This is a genomic window from Clostridium cuniculi, assembly GCF_004353185.1.
GTDB lineage: Bacteria > Bacillota > Clostridia > Clostridiales > Clostridiaceae > Clostridium > Clostridium cuniculi.
On the sequence record NZ_SMUS01000002.1, the window covers coordinates 91,118 to 111,045 of the forward strand.

Annotated in this window: 17 protein-coding genes, 1 tRNA gene and 1 other annotated feature; of the genes, 3 read left to right on the plus strand and 15 right to left on the minus strand. The window is 27.9% G+C overall.

Features of this window, described 5'->3' with window-relative positions; genetic code table 11:
• The 6 genes from queG to EJJ37_RS01210 all read right to left on the minus strand — a co-directional run bounded on the left by queG (nucleotide 1) and on the right by EJJ37_RS01210 (nucleotide 6,661).
• Nucleotides 1-975, minus strand: coding sequence for a tRNA epoxyqueuosine(34) reductase QueG (gene queG / locus EJJ37_RS01185; protein WP_133013763.1), 975 nt, complete (start codon nucleotides 973-975; stop codon nucleotides 1-3).
• A 3-nt stretch (nucleotides 976-978) separates the two neighbouring features.
• Nucleotides 979-1,572, minus strand: a complete 594-nt coding sequence (epsC, locus tag EJJ37_RS01190; protein ID WP_133013764.1) for a serine O-acetyltransferase EpsC — start codon at nucleotides 1,570-1,572, stop codon at nucleotides 979-981.
• A 689-nt stretch (nucleotides 1,573-2,261) separates the two neighbouring features.
• Nucleotides 2,262-3,170, minus strand: a complete 909-nt coding sequence (gene cysK / locus EJJ37_RS01195; protein ID WP_133013765.1) for a cysteine synthase A — start codon at nucleotides 3,168-3,170, stop codon at nucleotides 2,262-2,264.
• Nucleotides 3,171-3,228: 58 nt separating this feature from the next.
• Nucleotides 3,229-3,471, minus strand: a binding site (T-box leader).
• Nucleotides 3,472-3,547: 76 nt separating this feature from the next.
• On the minus strand, nucleotides 3,548-4,801 hold the full coding sequence (locus EJJ37_RS01200) for a magnesium transporter MgtE N-terminal domain-containing protein (RefSeq protein WP_133013766.1): 1,254 nt from the start codon (nucleotides 4,799-4,801) through the stop codon (nucleotides 3,548-3,550).
• Between the two features lie 256 nt (nucleotides 4,802-5,057).
• Nucleotides 5,058-5,567, minus strand: a complete 510-nt coding sequence (locus EJJ37_RS01205; protein WP_133013767.1) for a hypothetical protein — start codon at nucleotides 5,565-5,567, stop codon at nucleotides 5,058-5,060.
• 212 nt (nucleotides 5,568-5,779) lie between these two features.
• The gene (locus tag EJJ37_RS01210) at nucleotides 5,780-6,661 is read right to left on the minus strand and encodes a YegS/Rv2252/BmrU family lipid kinase (protein WP_133013768.1); all 882 of its coding nucleotides are present in this window, start codon (nucleotides 6,659-6,661) and stop codon (nucleotides 5,780-5,782) included.
• 227 nt (nucleotides 6,662-6,888) lie between these two features.
• Between EJJ37_RS01210 and pssA the strand changes: the two genes are divergently transcribed.
• Nucleotides 6,889-7,410: a CDP-diacylglycerol--serine O-phosphatidyltransferase gene (gene pssA / locus EJJ37_RS01215; RefSeq protein ID WP_133013769.1), complete on the plus strand. Its 522-nt coding sequence runs from the start codon at nucleotides 6,889-6,891 to the stop codon at nucleotides 7,408-7,410.
• Nucleotides 7,411-7,463: 53 nt separating this feature from the next.
• Here pssA and EJJ37_RS01220 read toward each other — a convergent pair whose 3' ends face one another.
• The 7 genes from EJJ37_RS01220 to recQ all read right to left on the minus strand — a co-directional run bounded on the left by EJJ37_RS01220 (nucleotide 7,464) and on the right by recQ (nucleotide 15,497).
• Nucleotides 7,464-7,862 carry a hypothetical protein gene (locus EJJ37_RS01220; protein ID WP_133013770.1) on the minus strand — a complete coding sequence of 133 codons (399 nt, stop codon included), beginning with the start codon at nucleotides 7,860-7,862 and terminating at the stop codon, nucleotides 7,464-7,466.
• A 35-nt stretch (nucleotides 7,863-7,897) separates the two neighbouring features.
• The gene (locus EJJ37_RS01225; RefSeq protein ID WP_133013771.1) at nucleotides 7,898-8,350 is read right to left on the minus strand and encodes a hypothetical protein; all 453 of its coding nucleotides are present in this window, start codon (nucleotides 8,348-8,350) and stop codon (nucleotides 7,898-7,900) included.
• Nucleotides 8,351-8,363: 13 nt separating this feature from the next.
• Entirely contained in the window at nucleotides 8,364-8,906 is a 543-nt protein-coding gene (locus tag EJJ37_RS01230) for a rubrerythrin family protein (RefSeq protein WP_133013772.1), read from the minus strand.
• A 119-nt stretch (nucleotides 8,907-9,025) separates the two neighbouring features.
• Nucleotides 9,026-10,396, minus strand: coding sequence for a SpoVR family protein (locus EJJ37_RS01235; protein ID WP_133013773.1), 1,371 nt, complete (start codon nucleotides 10,394-10,396; stop codon nucleotides 9,026-9,028).
• The gene (gene yhbH, locus EJJ37_RS01240; RefSeq protein ID WP_133013774.1) at nucleotides 10,396-11,571 is read right to left on the minus strand and encodes a sporulation protein YhbH; all 1,176 of its coding nucleotides are present in this window, start codon (nucleotides 11,569-11,571) and stop codon (nucleotides 10,396-10,398) included. Before yhbH ends, EJJ37_RS01235 begins: the two co-directional genes overlap by 1 nt.
• A 5-nt stretch (nucleotides 11,572-11,576) precedes the next feature.
• Nucleotides 11,577-13,499, minus strand: coding sequence for a PrkA family serine protein kinase (locus EJJ37_RS01245; RefSeq protein ID WP_133013775.1), 1,923 nt, complete (start codon nucleotides 13,497-13,499; stop codon nucleotides 11,577-11,579).
• A 243-nt stretch (nucleotides 13,500-13,742) separates the two neighbouring features.
• Nucleotides 13,743-15,497, minus strand: a complete 1,755-nt coding sequence (gene recQ, locus EJJ37_RS01250; RefSeq protein WP_133013776.1) for a DNA helicase RecQ — start codon at nucleotides 15,495-15,497, stop codon at nucleotides 13,743-13,745.
• Between the two features lie 132 nt (nucleotides 15,498-15,629).
• Here recQ and EJJ37_RS01255 point away from each other — a divergent pair.
• Nucleotides 15,630-15,716: transfer RNA gene (locus EJJ37_RS01255), tRNA-Leu, on the plus strand.
• A 52-nt stretch (nucleotides 15,717-15,768) separates the two neighbouring features.
• Here the strand turns inward: EJJ37_RS01255 and EJJ37_RS01260 are convergent.
• Together EJJ37_RS01260 and EJJ37_RS01265 are read right to left on the minus strand one after the other, a co-directional pair.
• Entirely contained in the window at nucleotides 15,769-17,721 is a 1,953-nt protein-coding gene (locus tag EJJ37_RS01260; RefSeq protein WP_133013777.1) for a sensor histidine kinase, read from the minus strand.
• A gap of 152 nt (nucleotides 17,722-17,873) precedes the next feature.
• Nucleotides 17,874-18,710 (minus strand): PHP domain-containing protein, encoded by an 837-nt coding sequence (locus EJJ37_RS01265; protein ID WP_133013778.1) that lies wholly within the window; start codon nucleotides 18,708-18,710, stop codon nucleotides 17,874-17,876.
• Between the two features lie 327 nt (nucleotides 18,711-19,037).
• Here EJJ37_RS01265 and fba point away from each other — a divergent pair, with 327 nt between their 5' ends.
• A complete protein-coding gene (gene fba, locus EJJ37_RS01270; protein WP_133013779.1) occupies nucleotides 19,038-19,901 on the plus strand; it encodes a class II fructose-1,6-bisphosphate aldolase in 864 nt (287 codons plus the stop codon).
• The last annotated feature ends 27 nt before the right edge of the window (nucleotides 19,902-19,928 follow it).

The following is a 19,928-nucleotide window of genomic DNA, read 5'->3' on the forward strand; positions in this document are numbered from 1 at the left end:
TTATTTCACTCTTTCTATATATTCATTTATATAAGGTGAGTCTCCTTTATATCTTTCTATATTTTCACCTTCATTATGTAATTTTATTATAGCATTTCTCTTAATAACATTTTTTCCTCTCCATCCACAAGATGTCCTTGATATATTCTCCTTAAAAAATTTATTATTCATATCAGCATAAATATCACTTTTTAAATTACACATAAATTCCAAAGGTTTAAACTCTTCAAATTTTGAAAAATGTATATCACTATTATATGGACATCTATTTTGACACATATCACAACCAAATATCTTACCTTTTAAGAGCTTTATATCAATATCTGTTAATTCCTTTTTTTGTGTAATATACGAGGAGCATATATTAGGATTAATCTTATTTATATTTATAGATTTTGTAGGACATTCTTTATAACATATATTACATTCTCCACATTCTTTATATTCTTTTATATTTTCAAAACTTCTTACTTCATCACTATTTAATTCTAAGTCAGTTATTATTTCTCCTAAAAATACATAAGAACCATATTTTTCAGTTATAATCATATTATTTCTGCCTATAAATCCAATATTGGCTAAATAAGCAATATATCTTTCAGGTAATGTATTACTATCTACGAAAGAAATAGCCTCACCACCTTTAGACTTAATGAACTCACAAACCTTATCTAAATATTTTTTTACAACTCTGTGGTAATCTAAACCTTTAGTATATTTAGAAAATCCATTTTCTAAGTTATTTTCAACCCAAAGATAGGGGAAAGCTATTGAAATAATAGTTTTTCCCCTTTCCATATACCACATGGGATTTATCCTCTTTTCTATATCAGCTTCTTCAAATTCATTTTCTAAACCCATATCTTTTCTATACTTATAAAGCTCTTTTAATTCATCAAATCTTCTACATTTTATAAATCCAATAGTATCTAAATTTAATGAATTACAATATTCTTTTAGCTCTTCTTTAATCATAAATTAAATCACCATATCATTATAAATTTCTTTACTATTACCTCTATAGTCTTTTATCTCTATTATTACTTGCATTTTTTCTTGTGCCTTTATTATATTCTTAGCTGGAATTCCAACAGCTGTAGATCCTTCTGGGACATCTTTTAAAACTACAGAATTAGCTCCTATCTTAGAATTACTTCCAATATATATAGGTCCAAGCACCTTAGCCCCAGCTCCTATTATAACATTATCTCCCAAAGTCGGATGTCTCTTTCCTTTATCTTTCCCAGTTCCTCCTAATGTTACTCCATGATATAAAAGTACATTATCTCCTATTTCCGCTGTTTCTCCAATTACTACACCCATTCCATGATCTATAACTAACCCTTTACCAATCTTGGCTCCTGGATGTATCTCTATTCCAGTAAAAAATCTAGATATTTGTGATACAAGCCTAGCTAAAAAGAATAATTTTTTAGTATAAAGAAAATGAGCTATTCTATACGCAATCATGGCATGAATTGTAGGATAAAGTAAAAACACTTCAATCTTACTTCTAGCAGCAGGATCATTTTCCATAACTCTATTTAAATCATATCTTAAATTCCTAAACATAAACCTACCTCCTTTAACTAAATTGTTCATTAAGGCTTGAATGCCGTGATGACGAAAATTAATAATATTACCTCCAGGAATTAGTGTAATTTTCGTTAAGAATTTATATTGTTTTTTCCAGAAAAAGTCCTAAAGCTTCGAAGTTCACTATCGTTTACCTCAGCTTCTTAACGGACTTTTTCTTCCAAAAACAATTAAATTCTAAAACTTAATTACAATATTCCTTCCGATAATATTATTAATTTTTCTCTATCACTAGCTTTTAAGCTAAAAGATACAATTTTCTACGTAACCACCTTAAAAGTTAACGACTTCTGCTACATTTTATATAATAAATTCTCAACTTTTAAATATATATTTTTAAATAAACTAAGAATATTAATATACCAATTAACTTTAATATAACAAAAATTTGTAGCACAAAACATTAACTATAAAGGATTGCGTTATAAGCATATACATGAGAAAAGAAAAAATGAAATATTAATTTGGAGGGAACATTGAAATTGAACCATAGAATTTAATAATTGATGAAGTAAAGTTGCGTTAATAAGTTTTTACTGTTTGAGCGAAGTGAGTTTAAAAACTTTAGCAAACTTTACGGAATCAATTATATAAATTCTCGGTGAAAATTTCACGTTTCCCGGAAAATAAATATTTCATTTTTTCGATCCATGTGGTGCGCAATATTATTCGTAGATTCCCATGGAAATGTATTTTTCTCCGCCGTCTGGAGCTATTGCTAATACTTTTTTTCCTTTTCCAAGTTTTTTTGCTATTTCTATAGCTGCATAAACTGCTGCTCCTGATGATATACCTACTAATATTCCTTCACTCTTAGCAAAATCTACTGAAGTTTTAATTGCATCTTCATCACTAACAGCTACTACCTTATCAACATACTCTTGTTTATAATTTTGTGGTACAAAACCAGCGCCAATTCCTTGAATTTTATGTGGACCTGGATTTTTTCCAGAAATAACTTGTGAATTGCTTGGTTCAACTGCAACAATTTCTATATCCTTTATTTTTTCTTTTAAATTTTTCCCTATACCTGTTATAGTTCCTCCTGTTCCAACTCCAGCTACAAGTACATCCAAATCATTTATATCCTCATATATTTCTTCAGCTGTTGTAGCATAATGTTTTTCTGGGTTAGCTACATTTTCAAATTGTTGAGGCATAAAATATCCATGTTCATTTACCATTTCAGTGGCTTTTTCTATAGCTCCCTTCATTCCTCTATTTCCCTCTGTTAATACTAATTCTGCTCCATAGGCCTTTATTAAATCTCTTCTTTCCTTACTCATAGTTTCAGGCATAACTATTATAACCTTATATCCTTTTAATCTTCCTATCATAGCTAATGCAATTCCTGTGTTTCCACTTGTAGGCTCAACAATTACTGATCCCTCTTTCAAAAGTCCTTCCTGCTCTGCTCTTTCAATCATTCCAAGTGCAGCTCTATCCTTTACACTTCCACCTGGATTTAACTTTTCTAACTTTACATACACATCTGCACTATTTTCATCTATCATATTTGTTACTCTTAATATAGGTGTTTTTCCTATTAATTCAATGGCTCCATTGTAAATCATATATATATACCTCCAAAAACTTTTATTATATTTTTATATAAAAAAACTTCGTCTCTATGCTAGAGACGAAGTATATTCGCGGTTCCACTCTAATTAAACCATCATAATAATAATGATTTCACTCATTCTACGGTACAATATAATACCTGAGCACTATAACGGGTGCTACCGTAAAACCTTACTATTACTTCAGGCATAAACTCCAAAGGGCACTTCATATAAATTATCAGTGAAAAGTTCTCAGCACTCTTTTCTCTCTGTAACCTTCCTTTATACTACTTTCCTTTTTCATAGTTTTAATTCCGAGTATTTAACTAAACTTTATACTATAATTATATGCTTCTTAAATAAAAAGTCAACAATGAATTTCAAAAATTTTACTTATTTTTCTTTTTCCAAATTGGATATAAGACTTCATCAATTAAATCGTGAGTATTTACAACTCCTATTAAAACATCATTATTATCAACTACTGGTATAGCTAATAAATCATATTTAGCCGCTATTTCAACTGCTTCATCTATATCCCCATTATGCTTAAGTATATTTATATTTTCATCCATTATTTCTTTTACTTTAACTTTACTATCATTTAAAATTAAATCTTTTAATTCTATTACTCCAATTACTTTTTCTTCTTCATCCTTTATAAATATTGAGTTTAACTCTTCATCTTCAGGATTACTTTCTCTTAAAATATCTATTATCTCTCCAACAGTAATATCTAAATTAAAGGAAATAAAATCTGTACTCATTATACTTCCAACTGTTTCATCTCCATATTTAAGAAGTTCTTTTACTTCTTCAGCATCTTCAGTTTCTAAGTTAACAAGTATCTTTTCTCTTTCATCATCATCTAATTCATCTAGTATATCTGCAATTTCATCATTAGGCATATTTTCTAATACTTCTACTGCTTTAGCTTCACTTAACCCTTTTATGATACTACTCTTGTACTCTGGTTCTATTTCCTCTAAAGTATCTGCTGCTAAATCTTCGTCTAAAGATTCAAAAATTTGTTTTCGAGAGCTTGCATCAAGATTTTCTAATATATCCGCTAAATCGGCAGGATGTAGTGTTGATAGCTTTTTATATGGAACTGCTATTTGTAGATTTTTATTAACCATCTCTAAAGATTCAACATCATCCCACATAATAACCTTATCTTCAAAGTCCTTGTTCAAAACTTTATAAAAAAGCTTTCCTAAACCTTGACAATTCATTCTTCTAAATTTAGCAAGAGGACCTGTTTCAACGGCAATTACTCTATATTCACCTGCAATTTCTGCAATTCTTAAATCATCAACTCTAACCACTTGCTTGCCATTGATATCTACAATTTTTTTATCCAATAAATTTCTTGATAATAAATAAGAATAAGTTCTTGGAAGTATCTCTTTGCTTCCACGAGTCATTATCTTAACCTTATTATCATCATTATAGAATAATATGCTTCTAAATTCATAATGGAAAGTTACTCCATCACGCTTAACCTTATATCCAATAACTCTTGGATATCCTTGCTCAGTAGTTACATATATATCTTTTAATTCACCAAGCACATCATCAAATTCATCATATATCTTTCTTCCTAATATGCTGGTAAATAAAAAAACAGATAATCTTTGCATAAAAAATTCCTCCTCGATTAATAGAGGAGATGTTTGATTTAAATCTGAGTTTCCCCTCTATTATTTCTTATATTCAATTTTCTTAAATTAATACTCTGAGGGACACCCTCCATTTAATCTCACCACCATTATTTTCAAAAATTACCTACTGCAAATTTAACCTTAAATCCGCAATAAAAATGCCCTTTATTGGGCATCATATATTAATATTATATTAACAACCCGCTAAAAGGCAATACTATAAAAACAATATTTATTATTTTTTAATTTTAAATGTAGCTATTGCCTTATATGAACATCCTAAAATGCACATTTCTCCAATTAATGGATATGGAAAAACTCTAGCTCCACCTAAAAATATTATAAATTCTACCACAGCAATTATCAACGATATCAAAAGCAATCTCATTCCACTAGTATTACTATAAGGCTTATCAACGAATAATAAAGTAACAACTACAAATGAAGAAATTATTATTAAATAAATTAAACTAGGAATCAGAACTTCTCTATAATTTACTATAAAACCAAATACACTATCTACCTTTATATCTAACTTATAAAATATATTTATTACAAAGTATCCTAAAAGTAATATAACCATAAAAGTATAATTATAATCAAAGCTTCTTTTTTCATCCCTTAAAAATATATAAATAGCTGCCAATACTAAAAGTGGAATAGCCATAAAACTTAATTGAGTTAACGCCTTAATAAAGTAAATTATTCTCTGTCTTTGTATTAACCATAAAGAAAGTAATGACAAGTACCTCACTACTATAATTGATAAGCTTACTAAATAAAAGTTTCTTATCTTTATTGGACATTTATTATAACTTAAATAAATTAGGTATAAAGAAAAAATAATTATAAATAACAATATACATAAATAAATAAAGGCAACCACTTTTTATCTCCTTTACAAAAGTACTATTATTTATAATTATTAGATTATTAATTTATTTATTCTCTTTTTTTCTATTTAACACCTAAAATTTTCAATCCACCTTTTATACATTTTATATCTAATGGAAAATCTGGTCCTTTTTCTCCATCTATATCTGTAACTATACCTTCACTACATTCTATATGAAGTTTGTCAGTTTTAAAATATATAACTTTATCTGAATCTAAATGTTCACCTTTAAGCACCTTTATAAATAGAGGAATTAGTTCATATATTTGAACAGCTTTAAAAACTATTACATCTAGCATTCCATCTGTTGCATCAGCTCTAGTAGCTAAATTGAAATTTCCTGCAGTTTTACCATTAAAAATTAACATAAGATACATAGTACCATCAAAATTCACTTGTTCTGATGTTATTTTCACCTTTAAAGGTCTAAAATTAGGCAATTCTTCTAAGCCTTTTAAATAATATGCTAGCTTTCCAATTGTATTTTTTAAGTTTACATCTGTTTTTTGAGATACATCTGTAAAAAGTCCTGTGCTAGCAACATTTACAAAATATTTATCATTAATACTTCCTAAATCTACTGTAGTTGCCGTTGAACCAATTATTTGCTTACAAGCTGCTTCTATATCAAACGGTATTCCTAAAAACTTAGAAAAATCATTTGCTGTACCTACTGGCAAAATACCTATAGGTAATGAAATTCCTTGCTTAGCCATAGCATTTACTACTGAATCAACAGTTCCATCACCGCCAGCAACTAATATATATTCATATTCACCTGGCTTTATATCTTGAAATGCACTTTCTATTCCACATTCTTTTCTTATTCTATATGGCACTATAGTAAGACCAGCTTGTTGATGGATGTTAATTATATCATCTAATTTAGACAAAATAATATTTTCTCCCGAATATGGATTATAAATTAACTTTACCTTTTTCATTATACCCCTCCTATTATATATATAGAATTATACCACATATATTTTATTACGCTATATCTCGAATATATTAAAAAAATTCTATATATAATAGATATATATCTATAAAACTATGTATTTTCATGCTTAACAAATTTTTAATCATTGCATTTTTGGAAATATTAATTTTTTTTAAAATTTATGTTATAATTATCTTTATCTTTATGTAAGATAGAATTAGGAGTGATTATATGAGGAAAAGCAGTATTCCTAACATCTTTACTTTTATTAATTTATCATTTGGAATATTATCATTACTTTCTACCTTTGATGATAACTATGCACTAGCATGTATTTTTATATTACTTGCTGCGTTAGTAGATCGATACGATGGTAGAATAGCGCGTTATTTACAGGTTACCAGTGATTTAGGAAAAGAGCTAGATTCATTAGCTGATTTAGTTTCTTTTGGTGTTGCTCCATCTATACTAGTATTCCTATTATTTGATTTCTATAAACTGGGTCCTTCTGGTATATTAGGAGTAATTCCACTTTTATTATTCCCAATATGCGGTGCCTTTAGATTAGCTAGATATAATGCAAGTGAATTTAATGGAGTTTTTACAGGTGTTCCTATTACTGTCACAGGTAGTGTTTTAGCACTATTTTGCTTATTTACCATTAATAAGTCAATTTCCGCACTTATTCCATTTTTATTGTTATTATTAGGTTCTTATTTAATGGTAAGCACTTTTAAATTAAAAAAATTCTAAAAAAAGCTATATCAAAGTTACATTACTAATTTATACTTTGATATAGCTCCTTTTTAACTCTTTAACTTTTCTTCTTGCTCCTTTTTATAAGCCTTTAACATTTCAAATTCTTCTCTAACCGAAGAATCTTGGAAAAATAATTCATCATCTACTTCAGTTAAAATCACTTTATTATCACTTTTCTTTAAAATATATTCTCCCACTACAGCGCAATACTTAAAATAAGTCTCTCCACATTCTTCGAGTAAATCAATTACATTATCTATTGTATCACCTAATTTATTTGCCCTATGAACAGCATCTTTAACATAACTGCTTTTTGCCTCATATATATTATTTAATTCTGCTGCTCCTCCTATTAATAACCTATAAGAGTCTACCATTGTTTTTAATAACTGGTTTAAATTATTAATATCAACATAATATTCCTTCATTAATTGTTGATATTTCATCTAAATACCTCCAAATTATAATTATTTTAAATTAATTAGTCGCAACTTTTATTACATCCCTTAAGCTTAATACTAATATTTTCTATAAATTCATTATCTAATTCTTCAAATATTTTTCCTTCATCACTACAGAATTTTTCATAGTCTTCTTTTTCTTTTAAAGACATATACATTGTTGTTCCCTTATCTTTTTCACTCTTAACAGTACTTTCCTCTACTTTTGCTTTATTTCCACATTGCTTTTCATCCATATTTACTTCTATATTAACAATATCTTGCTTTTCTTTTGAAGCCTTACTACCTTCTAAATACTTCTTATTACTTTCTAAATACTCCTTATTAATTTCTAAATTGGCATTACTTTTTTTACCTGTACTTTCTCTATACATATTTAAATCTAATTCTAAATTATTATTTTCTTCATTTAATGTAAATCCCTCTCCAAAAACGACAGGAACAAAAAATTCTCTTGGTATTGATATAAACATTATTTATAACTCCTTATACATTTTTAATTTCACAATATGGCTTAAAATAAGCCTTTGGATATCCACATAACGGACATTTATCAGGTGCTTCTGCTCCTTCATGTATATAACCACAATTCATACAAACCCATTTAGAATCCTGCGGACCTGAAAACATTACTCCATTATTTAATTTATCGTATAACTTCTTAAATCTTTCAGAATGAGCTTCTTCTACCTCTCTAAGTTCTTTATAAAAGTCAGCAATTTCTTTAAATCCCTCTTCTTCTGCCTCTCTTTCAAACTTAGCATATAGATCTTTATACTCTGATGTTTCACCACATATTGCATCAACTAAGTTTTCCTTAGTATTACAAACTAATTTTAAAAGCTCAAGATAAACTCTTCTTGCATGAGCTAATTCATTTATTGCAGTAGTATCAAAAACTTCAGCTACCCACTCATATCCTTCAGCCCTTGCTTTTTCTGCATACAAATTATATTTATTTCTTGCCCTACTTTCTCCAGCAAAGGTTCTATATAGATTTTTCTCCGTTTTACTTCCCTTTAAATCCATTTTTATCCCCTCTAAAATATTCCTAATATTAAACTATTCAAAACATATAAAAATGATGAATCATAAATGATAGTAAACATCTTACTTCTCATTTTTAATTCATCATTTTCTCCCTAATATTAATTTACTGTTACTCTTCTATCATTATCACATACTATTTCTATACTTCTACCTTCCTTAGTATGTGTATTCAATATAACTTTATGTCCCCAAAGGTCAAACAAATATTTTATTGTTTCTTTTGCATAAAGTAATTCAAGTTCTCTACCATCAAAAACATGTTCTAATGTTAAAGTACCATCACGTTTATTTAAATCAACAATTCGTATATAAGGAATTGATCCAACTCCACAGGAATCTGACATAGTATCTCTTATGCTCTTCCATCCTTCTTCATCAGAAACCTCATCTACTACAAACTCAAAACTCTTCTTAGCATATTGGAATAATCCTAAATCCTTACACAAATCTTGAGTTAAATACTTACGTAAAAATGAATTGTCTCTTTCTATATATCTAACTTCAAATAATTTATCTCTTCCATATCTTCTTTCAATATCTTCAAACACTTTAAACCCAACATAATAAGGATTTAAACCACCTAATATAGGTGCTATAACATCATTATGACGTTTGATAAACTCAAAATGTAATCCTTCTGGTAAATCTAAACTCTTCAAAATGTTATAATGACAATAGCTTGCCCATCCTTCATTCATTATCTTAGTTTCAATTTGTGGTATAAAATATTGAGTTTCTCTTTTAACTATTTTAAGAATTGATTTTTCCCACTCCTCTAGAGAACCATATTTCATTATGAATCCTATAATGTCATCACAAGGCTCTATAGGTGTCTTACTTAAATCTGGCAATTCAATTTCTTCATCACTGTTTAATATATCTCTACCTTGAATCTTCATATTATATTCTTCTATTAGATTAGCTTTTATTTCTTCATCACTTAATTCTTTCATACCAACTACTCTTGGTATTTGATATCTAAGCGCATGTGCTGCATCTAAAATCTTTTCAACCTTACTATATCCTATATTAGGATCATTTATATAACCTCTAATTATATCAGCATCTAGCTTAAACATCTCTAAAGTGTAGTAAGCCTTAGTTCCTTCTCTAAATAATCTATTATTTTTAAAGAAATCATTATGACCATAAACATGTGCCATAGTTAGAATTTGTAACAGCAACGTATTTTCCTTCATTAAATATGCAAGAGATGGATTCGAATTTATTACCATTTCATAAGGTAAACCAGTTAAATTTAATGAATATAATGTTTTGTTTTTTTCATATGCCTTACCATAGCTCCAATGAGGATATTTAGATGGCATACCAACATAAGCTTCATAAGCCAACATTTCATTAAATCCAACTATTTCAAACTCTTGAGGATAATAATCAAGTCCAAATTCAGTTGCTTTTTTCTCAATCTTTACATTCCACTCTTCTAATTCTTTTAATGTGTACTCCATTATTCATCCTCCTTTAGCTCCTTGCTTAACATTAACTTAAGAGCATCCCATAAATTCTTTTTCTCTTTAACAATAACAGAGACAAATTTCTTATCTGAAATTTCCTTATTAAATCTATAGTACATTGTGGTTGAATAAGTTGATGGTAAAAGTTCAGCATATCCAAACATATTACTTACTTCACAAATCTTCTTTACAGATTCAATTGCTCTTTCATTATCTTCAGACCAGTTATCACCATCACTAGCATACACAGGATATATATTCCAAACATCAGGAGAATACTTTTCTTCAATAAGCTTTAAAGCTAAATTTAAACCACTAGAAATATATGTTCCTCCTGATTCTGCTTTATGGAAAAATTCATACTCATTAACTTGCTTTGCAACTGTTGTATGAGAAATAAACTCAAATGCAATATTATTATATTTCCTCTTTATAAAAGTAGATAATACAAAGAAAAATGATCTTGCTAAATACTTTTTAGTACTATCCATGGATCCAGAAACGTCCATTATAAAAATCATTACAGCATTACTTTCCTTTTTAGGTTTTGTTTTTACTCTATAATATCTAATATCATCTTCTCTAAAAGGAAATCTATCTAGCTCAGTATCTAATCCAGCCTCTTTAAGAGCACGTTTTTTCCCTTGCTTTCTAGCTGTCTTGGCCATAACTGTCTTTTTCTTTGCTAGTCTTGGATTAATTCCATGCCTTTGATATCCTCTTTTTCTACTAGCACTTTCAGTAATAACTTCTGAATATTTCTTTTTATCTAAGTTAGGCAAATCCAAATCCTCAACAATATAATCCATTAACTCTTCTAAAGTTATTTCAGTTTCATATATATCATCACCTTCAGAGTTGCCTGCTCCTTTATTACCTTTTTTCCCACCGGAATCTGCTGATCCCAATTTATCTCCTCGTTTTTCTTCACCTGTACCGGTAGCAACACCTTTATTGTTGCTACCATATACAAATTGATATTCTTTTATTCCTCTAATAGGAATTTTAAACTTCTTATTTTTAGTTTCTCCAACTATACTTTCTTCTGATAGTATATCTCCTAAATTTTCTTTAATAGATTTTTCCACTAACTGCCTATGTCTTCTTCTATCTTCAATACTTCTATCATGCTCAACAGGATTTATAGTATTGTCTCTAAATATAGCCATGCTTATCAATCCTTCCACAAGTTGTTAGCGGCATATTTAAGAATTACATCACAGCAGTGTTGGCAATATCCGTTTCTTTGCATTTCTTCAACCATAGCATTATATTTTTCTGTTTGCTCTTTATCTCTAACTCTTGACTTAGTAATTATTCTAGATAAATCTCTTACAGATGCTATAAGTTTCTTTTCTATAGCCTCCTTTAATGGTTCATAAGACTTGTAATCTATCTTTGATCCATTTCTAACTAGATAGAACATATAAGATGTTACATCAGCTCTAAATCCTTTGCTTGAAGCTTCAGATACTCCTATTTGCTCTTCTATACTTCTCATAAACTCTTCATCTGGTTTTAATTCTTCACCAGTTTGAGCATCCTTAATTCTAGTCTTATTAACAAAAGCCTCAGCATTGTCTATATAATTATTGAAAAGACTTTCTGCTTGTTCCCTAAATGAATGAATAAATGCTTTTGTTATTTCTTTCTCTAAAGTCTTATTATATTCTTTACGAATAGTATCTTGGATAAATGCTAAATATTTTTTCTTATCATCAGCAGCTATATCCATATCCTTAATAGACTTAATTATACTTTCCATTATACTCAAAGGATTTATACAGTCATATTCAGAATTTGAAAGTGCATTATCAATTGCTTTTATAATAAATCTTGTACTAATACCCTTCATTCCTTCATAAGGACCTGCTTCTTCTCTAAGCTCTGTAATATCAATTTTCTTAGTTGTTCCCTTTTCAACTAAATCCTCACCATTATAAATCTTAAGCTTAGTCATAGGGTCAACCTTTGCAGATGGTGTTAACCTTGAAAGTATAGCAAACATAGCTGCAACTTCAATTGTATGAGGTGCTATATGAGCCTTAAAATTACTCTTTCTTAATATTTTTTCATAAATTTTAATTTCTTCTTCAAGTTCTAAGCAATAAGGAACTTCAATTTTTACAATTCTATCTAAAATTGCTTCATTAGTATGATCTGATTTAAACTTATTCCATTCAGCTTCATTAGAGTGAGCTATTATTAATCCATCAAAATAAATCATTGACCCCTTACCTGGTGATGGTATAGATTTTTCTTGTGTTGCTGTTATAATTGTGTGTAAATATTCAACATCATTTTTGAATACTTCTATAAACTCTACTAATCCTCTATTACCTACATTAAATGCACCATTTAATGAGAATATTCTTGGATCATCTTCTGGATACATATCCATCTTAGAGATATCAATAGAACCTGTTAATATTGAAGTATCTTGGTTATTAGGGTCAACTGGTGGAACAACACCAATTCCTTTTCTTGATCTTATAGAGAACCCTTTTCTTTCAACTGGGAAGTTTTCATATTCTCCATTAAATTCATGAAGTAATCTATACTTACAAACTGGGCATAAATCTCCTTCTATTTGAACACCTAACATTTCATTGAATTTAGCTCTTAAGTGATTTGGAACTAGATGTAAAGGTTCCTCATGCATAGGACAACCTTTTAAAGAATATATTGGTTCACATTGAACTAATGCACTCTTTAAAGCTTCTACTAATGATGATTTACCTGCTCCAACAGGTCCTACTAAGTATAAAACTTGTCTAGATTCCTCACCTTTCATAGATGCTGAGTGTAAATAATTAACAAGTTTCATTAGAATTTTATCAATTCCAAAGAAATCCTCTTTAAAATACCCATATTCTCTAATTGTTTCGTTACCATATATTTTTCTTATTCTTGGGTGTTCATCACCTTTTAAAACCTCTACCCCCTTACTCATAATAAAGTCATACAACCTCTTATGCGCAAGCTTTGCTACATCTGGATTTTGTTTTACAATCTCTAAATAATCTAAAAATGTTCCTTCAAACTTTTCACTATTTCTACTTTCTCTATCTGTAGTTATAAATTCCTTGAAATTCATAGACTCATCCCTCCCCTTTAATTTAATATATTATTGTATTAAATAGTTATATTCCTATTTTTTTATTTACACTTCTCTATATTTTATATGTTTAAATTTACCAATTATTATTAATTACCCATATTTTTTTTATTTATTATATTTCCATCCTAATATGCCTTATTAATAATAAAAATTCCCTATAAGAAAATTATATTAGCTACAATTTTACTCATAAGGAATTTATATTTACTTTATTAAGTTTTAACTTTTTAATCTTTTTAAAAGCTCTTCTCCGTATTTATTAAATTTCTTTTCTCCCATACCTCTAATTTGTAAAAGTTCTTCCTCAGTTTTAGGTAATTTATTACATAGTTCAATTAAGGTTGCATCAGAAAAAATTATATATGGTTTTACTCCTTCTTTAATTGCAGTATCTCTTCTCCAAATTCTTAGCTTATTAAATAAATCACTATTAATAACTTTTTCCTCATTTTCATAATTTAACTTTAACATCACTCTTTGCTTTGACTTTAAAATACTATAAGATTTTTCATTCAATTGTAGCATTGAATAAGTTCCCTCTTTTAAATTAACATATCCAAAATCAATTAATGCTTTTATTAAATCTCGTATGAACTTACTGCTATATTCTTTCATTATTCCATATGTAGTTAATTCATTTAATTTATCATTGATTATCTTAGGCCCAATCATCCCTCTAAGTACATCAATAAGAACTGCAACTCCATAACGTTCTCTAGTTCTATATACACAAGATAATATCTTCTGAGCTTCTATAGTATAATCTCTAAGTTCATCACTATTTAAGCAATTACTACAATTATTACAATACTCCCTAACATTCTCTTCTCCAAAGTATTTTAAAATAAAGCCTCTTAAACAATCCTTACTCTCACAAAAATCTATCATACTTTGAAGCTTCTTTATTTCTAATTCTTTTCTATCTATCTGAACTGTTGTGTATATTAAATATTCTAATGTTCTAATATCACTTCTATTGAATAAAATATGACACTCAGATATAGCTCCATCCCTACCTGCTCTACCAATTTCTTGATAGTAACTTTCTATATTTTTAGGCATAGTAAAATGAACTATATATCTTACATTTGATTTATCTATTCCCATTCCAAAAGCATTAGTCGCAATCATAACATTAGAATTTTCATTTAAAAATTCATCTTGGTAATACTCTTTTTCTTCATCCTTTAATCCACCATGATATTTTAATACATCATATCCTAAATCCTTAAGATAAAAATATAATCCATCTACTTCTTTCCTTGTAGCACAATAAATTATACCTGCCTCATTTTCTTTATCTTTAATTATATCTTTTACTAATTCTAACTTATCTTCTTCAATATGTACTCTTATAGATAAGTTATCCCTATCAAAACTACCTATGTATATGTAAGGTTTCCTTAATCCTAGAAGCTTAACTACATCTTTTCTTACAACTTCTGTTGCTGTAGCAGTAAATGCAGTTACTACAGGTCTAATACTTAAGGAATTTATAAAATCATTAATTAATCCATAACTTCTTCTAAAATCATGTCCCCACATTGATACACAATGAGCTTCATCTATTGCTAATTGACTTATATTAAGTCTTCTAAGCTTTCTTTTAAAAAATTCATTTTCTAATCTTTCAGGTGCAATATAAAGTAGTTTTACTCCACCATTTCTGCACATTTCCATAATATTATCTATACTCTCTAAACTTTGAGTGCTATTTATATATTCAGCTTTTATTCCATTTCCTCTTAAATTATCTACCTGATCTTTCATTAAAGCAATTAATGGCGAAATAACTATAGTAACTCCATTAAATAAGAGAGCTGGAATTTGATAACAAATCGATTTACCTCCTCCTGTTGGTAAAATACAAAATGTATCTCTTTTACTCAATATATTATTTATAATTTCATACTGTCCTTTTCTAAAGGAATTATATCCATAATACTTATGAAGTACTTCAAATACCTTATTCATAATATCTCACCAATTTCCATAAATATATTTCTTTTATATTATCACCTTTTTCACTACTATTACATATTTTTTATTATTTTTTTAATTTTCTATTGACTTATCCTTAATCTCATATTAAAATAAATCTTGCCTGCTGAAGTGGCGGAACAGGCAGACGCACAGGACTTAAAATCCTGCGGTAGCGATACCGTACCGGTTCGATTCCGGTCTTCAGCACCAAAAAGACTGTATAAATTATACAGTCTTTTTTTAATATATAAATATATTTATATTATTTTTTATCAATATCAGAAAACTCCATTTTAAACATATATTCCAAAGATGAATATCCCATTAAATTTTCTTTCTCTCCATCTTCTACAATTCTTATTGGTAATTTGATTATAAATGTAGTTCCTTCATTAAGTTTGCTTTTTATATCTATTTTACCATTATGTAAGTCTATTAATCCTTTTACAATAAATAGCCCTAAACCACTTCCTTCATTTTCTCTATTAAGACCGTGATTAAAATCTGCTCTTTTGAACTTTTCAAAGACATGTTCTTTTATTTCCTCTTCCATTCCAATACCATCATCACTAATTTCTATAACAACATTATTAGTTTCTCTTTTTACTAAAACCATTATATTTCCACCATCATTAGTAAACTTTATAGCATTAGATAATAAATTTAATATAATTCGTTCTATTTTCCCTTTATCTATAGCCGTAATTATTTCTTCTTCTTCAGTATCAAAAATTACATTTAAATTATATGTTTTAGCTAAATCTACAATAGTTAATGTTATATCTTCAATTACTGCTACTATATTCTCATTTGTAAAATTAGCATCCATATATCCCATTTCTAATTTACTAACATCAATTAAGTTATTAATATATCTACGCAATCTATTAGCATTTTTCATTATATAATTTAATCTTTCACTGAAAAAATCCTTATTTAACTGCTCTTTTTCTAATTTTATCATTAATAAATTAGTAGCATTTATTATTATATTTAATGGTGTTCTAAGTTCATGAGATATTGTAACAATAAAATCAGTCTTTATTTTTTCCCTCTCCATTGATTCTATTAATAATAATTTATTTTCTCTGGCTCTTTTTCTATTTTCAATAAATAAATAAATTAGAATTATAATTCCAACTATCGCCAATAAAACTAAGGACCATACAATTATAAGCAAATATTTAGGAAGTAATAAATCAAAGGGATTTTTGTTAATAAATTTACTTTCCTGTGGTAACTTAAGTGGATTAATATTATACTCTAATATAGCATCATAATTAAAAATAGGTATACTAAATGTGTTATGTACTGGGATTATAGTGTGTTTATAAGTTTCTGAAGCAATATTATTTAGGAATGTATATGTAATTTCACCTAGCTTATAGCCATCATTAACTATTCCCCCTATTGCTCCAGCATAAATATACTCTTCTAATTTTGTATAAATAGGAGCCTTAGTTATTTTCTTAATTTCATTTATAATCTCATCTGATTGAATAATACTCTCTCCATCAAAATCCTTAAATGTACCACATAAATATATTGCACAACCCTCATCTCCAATCTCCTCACATCCTTTTTTTATTTCATCAAAATATGGAGATTGGATAATATGATATTTAAATGACTTTTTTGCTCTATTCACAATTTTTGAAAATTCATCTTTAACTGTATTACAATAAATACTATTATCTAAAATTAAATATATATCTGAAATATTTTTTCCTGCATTTAAAATTGTATTTACTATAGGTAAATTATCTTGATATTCTAATATTCCTGTAATATATTCATTTTCATCTTTGGTTAAATATATATTTTCATTTACTCCCACAAAAATAACTTTTTTCTTATATGTAAATAATTCCTTGTTAAATAATTTACTTCTAACTAATTGAAAGGCTTCATCATCTAAAGTAATTATATAATCAATTTTAGTTTCCTTATATTTAATATTTAAAAAATTAATAAAACTTTCACCATACTCTTTAGACTCTGAAATTTTACTATCTAAAAACTCATATTTAACTACATATTTATCATTTTGATCATCAAATCCCTTTAAAATCGTTTTTTCCCATTCATTCCCTGGACAATAAGATCCTATTATAAGTACAGCCTTATCACTATCACAATAACACCTATAATAATCCATAAATATATAAATACATAAAATAGTAACTAGACAAACTAGCACTCTTTTTTTAATCATAAAGATCTCTCCTAAATTTTATCATCTAATTTATGTTATGTATTTATTAAAAATTTATTTAGTTTTAATTATTTATTTATATAAATATAAAAATGTAGGATATATCAATATTAAAATTAATATTGATACCCTACATTTAAGCTTTCTATGAATTAAAGTAATTTTTCGATATTTAATAAACTGCTATCCTTATTAATTGCACCTATATAGTATTCTACACCTTTACTTACAGCTCCAAAATCTCCATGCCCATCTGATCCAGCTGTTATTATCATATTATTTTCTTTACAAAATTCTAAACATGTTTCTGTCATTAAATCACTATTTGCAGGATAATAACACTCAACTCCATCAATACCTAATTCCTTTAGTATTTCAAGTTTCGCTAATATTTCTTCTCTAGTTTTATCTTTATAATAATTACATGGATGTGCTAATACTACATATCCTCCAGCTTCATGTGTAATATCACAAACTTCTTTTACACTTGGAAAATCAAATTTCTCATGTCCACATTCATATTTTCCATAAAATTTCATTCCATCAAAAAGCCCTTCCGTAATACCTTTATCAAATAAATAATGTATTCCCTTCCATCCGCCTTTTCTTCTATTATATTCATAAGAATTATAGTCATCTAAAGATATATTTTCATAATCTTTTTCCATTCTTCTTATAAGTTCTACACTTGTTTCTAATAAATTTTCTTTGGCCTTATTTACTAAATTAAAAAAATTGTCATTATCATTAAACTTATATGCTAATAAATGTACCAAGTGCCCCTCAAATATTGAATCTATTTCCACCCCTCTTATTGCAATAATTCCTTCTTTTTCTGCTTCCATTCTTACTTCTTCGTATGAATCTAAAACATCATGATCTGTTACTGAAATAATGCCTACATTTTTATTTTTAGCATCCCTCACTATTTCTTGTGGTGACATTGTTCCATCAGAATAATAACTATGTATATGTAAGTCTGTTAACATATTTTCCTCCTTAGTTTTAAAATATTTATTAAGTTAGATTATATATTTTAATTGATTAAATTTATTCATTTTCATCTAAAAAAAGCCTCTTCCTTAATACTATATTATATCACATTTTTAAAATTTATTTTTATTTAATAATAAATAAATTAACTTATCATTACTATGTTTAAAGTTAATTTACTTATTTTTTTGTTTTCATTCTTATTAATTTAAGGTATAATAACCAATGGAGAATAAATTGATATACATAATTGTTAATTTTATAACGTTAAGTAAGATTTAACAAATTCTCTATAATATTTTAAAATATACGGAGGTATTGCCATGTTAGTTTCAGCTAAAGAAATGTTAAACAAAGCAAGAGAAGGAAAATATGCTGTTGGTCAATTCAACATCAACAACTTAGAATGGACTAAAGCTATTTTATTAACTGCACAAGAAAATAACTCACCAGTAATCTTAGGAGTATCTGAAGGTGCTGGAAAATATATGTGCGGATACAAGACTATCGTAGGAATGGTTAACGGTATGTTAGAAGAATTAAACATCACTGTACCAGTTGCTCTACACTTAGACCACGGTAGCTACGAAGGATGCTACAAAGCTATGGAAGCTGGATTCTCATCAGTTATGTTTGATGGATCTCACTACCCAATCGCTGAAAACATCGAAAAGACTACTGAATTAGTTAAAGTTACTTCTGAAAAAGGATTATCTTTAGAAGCAGAAGTTGGATCAATCGGTGGAGAAGAAGACGGAGTTGTTGGTAAAGGTGAAGTTGCTGATGCTCAAGAATGTAAATCAATCGCTGATTTAGGAGTTACTATGTTAGCTGCTGGTATCGGAAACATCCACGGAAAATACCCAGCAAACTGGCAAGGACTTGCTTTCGATGCTTTAGAAGAAATCAACACAGCTTGTGGAAATATGCCATTAGTATTACATGGTGGAACTGGAATCCCAGAAGATATGATCAAAAAAGCTATATCTTTAGGAGTTTCTAAAATCAATGTTAACACTGAATGTCAATTAGCATTCCAAGAAGCTACAAGAGCTTACATTGAAGCTGGAAAAGATAAAGAAGGAAAAGGATTTGACCCAAGAAAGTTATTAAATCCTGGATTCGAAGCTATCAAAGCTACAGTTAAAGAAAAAATGGAATTATTCGGATCAATCAACAAAGCTTAATTCCTTTAAATATAAAAAGAGCACTTT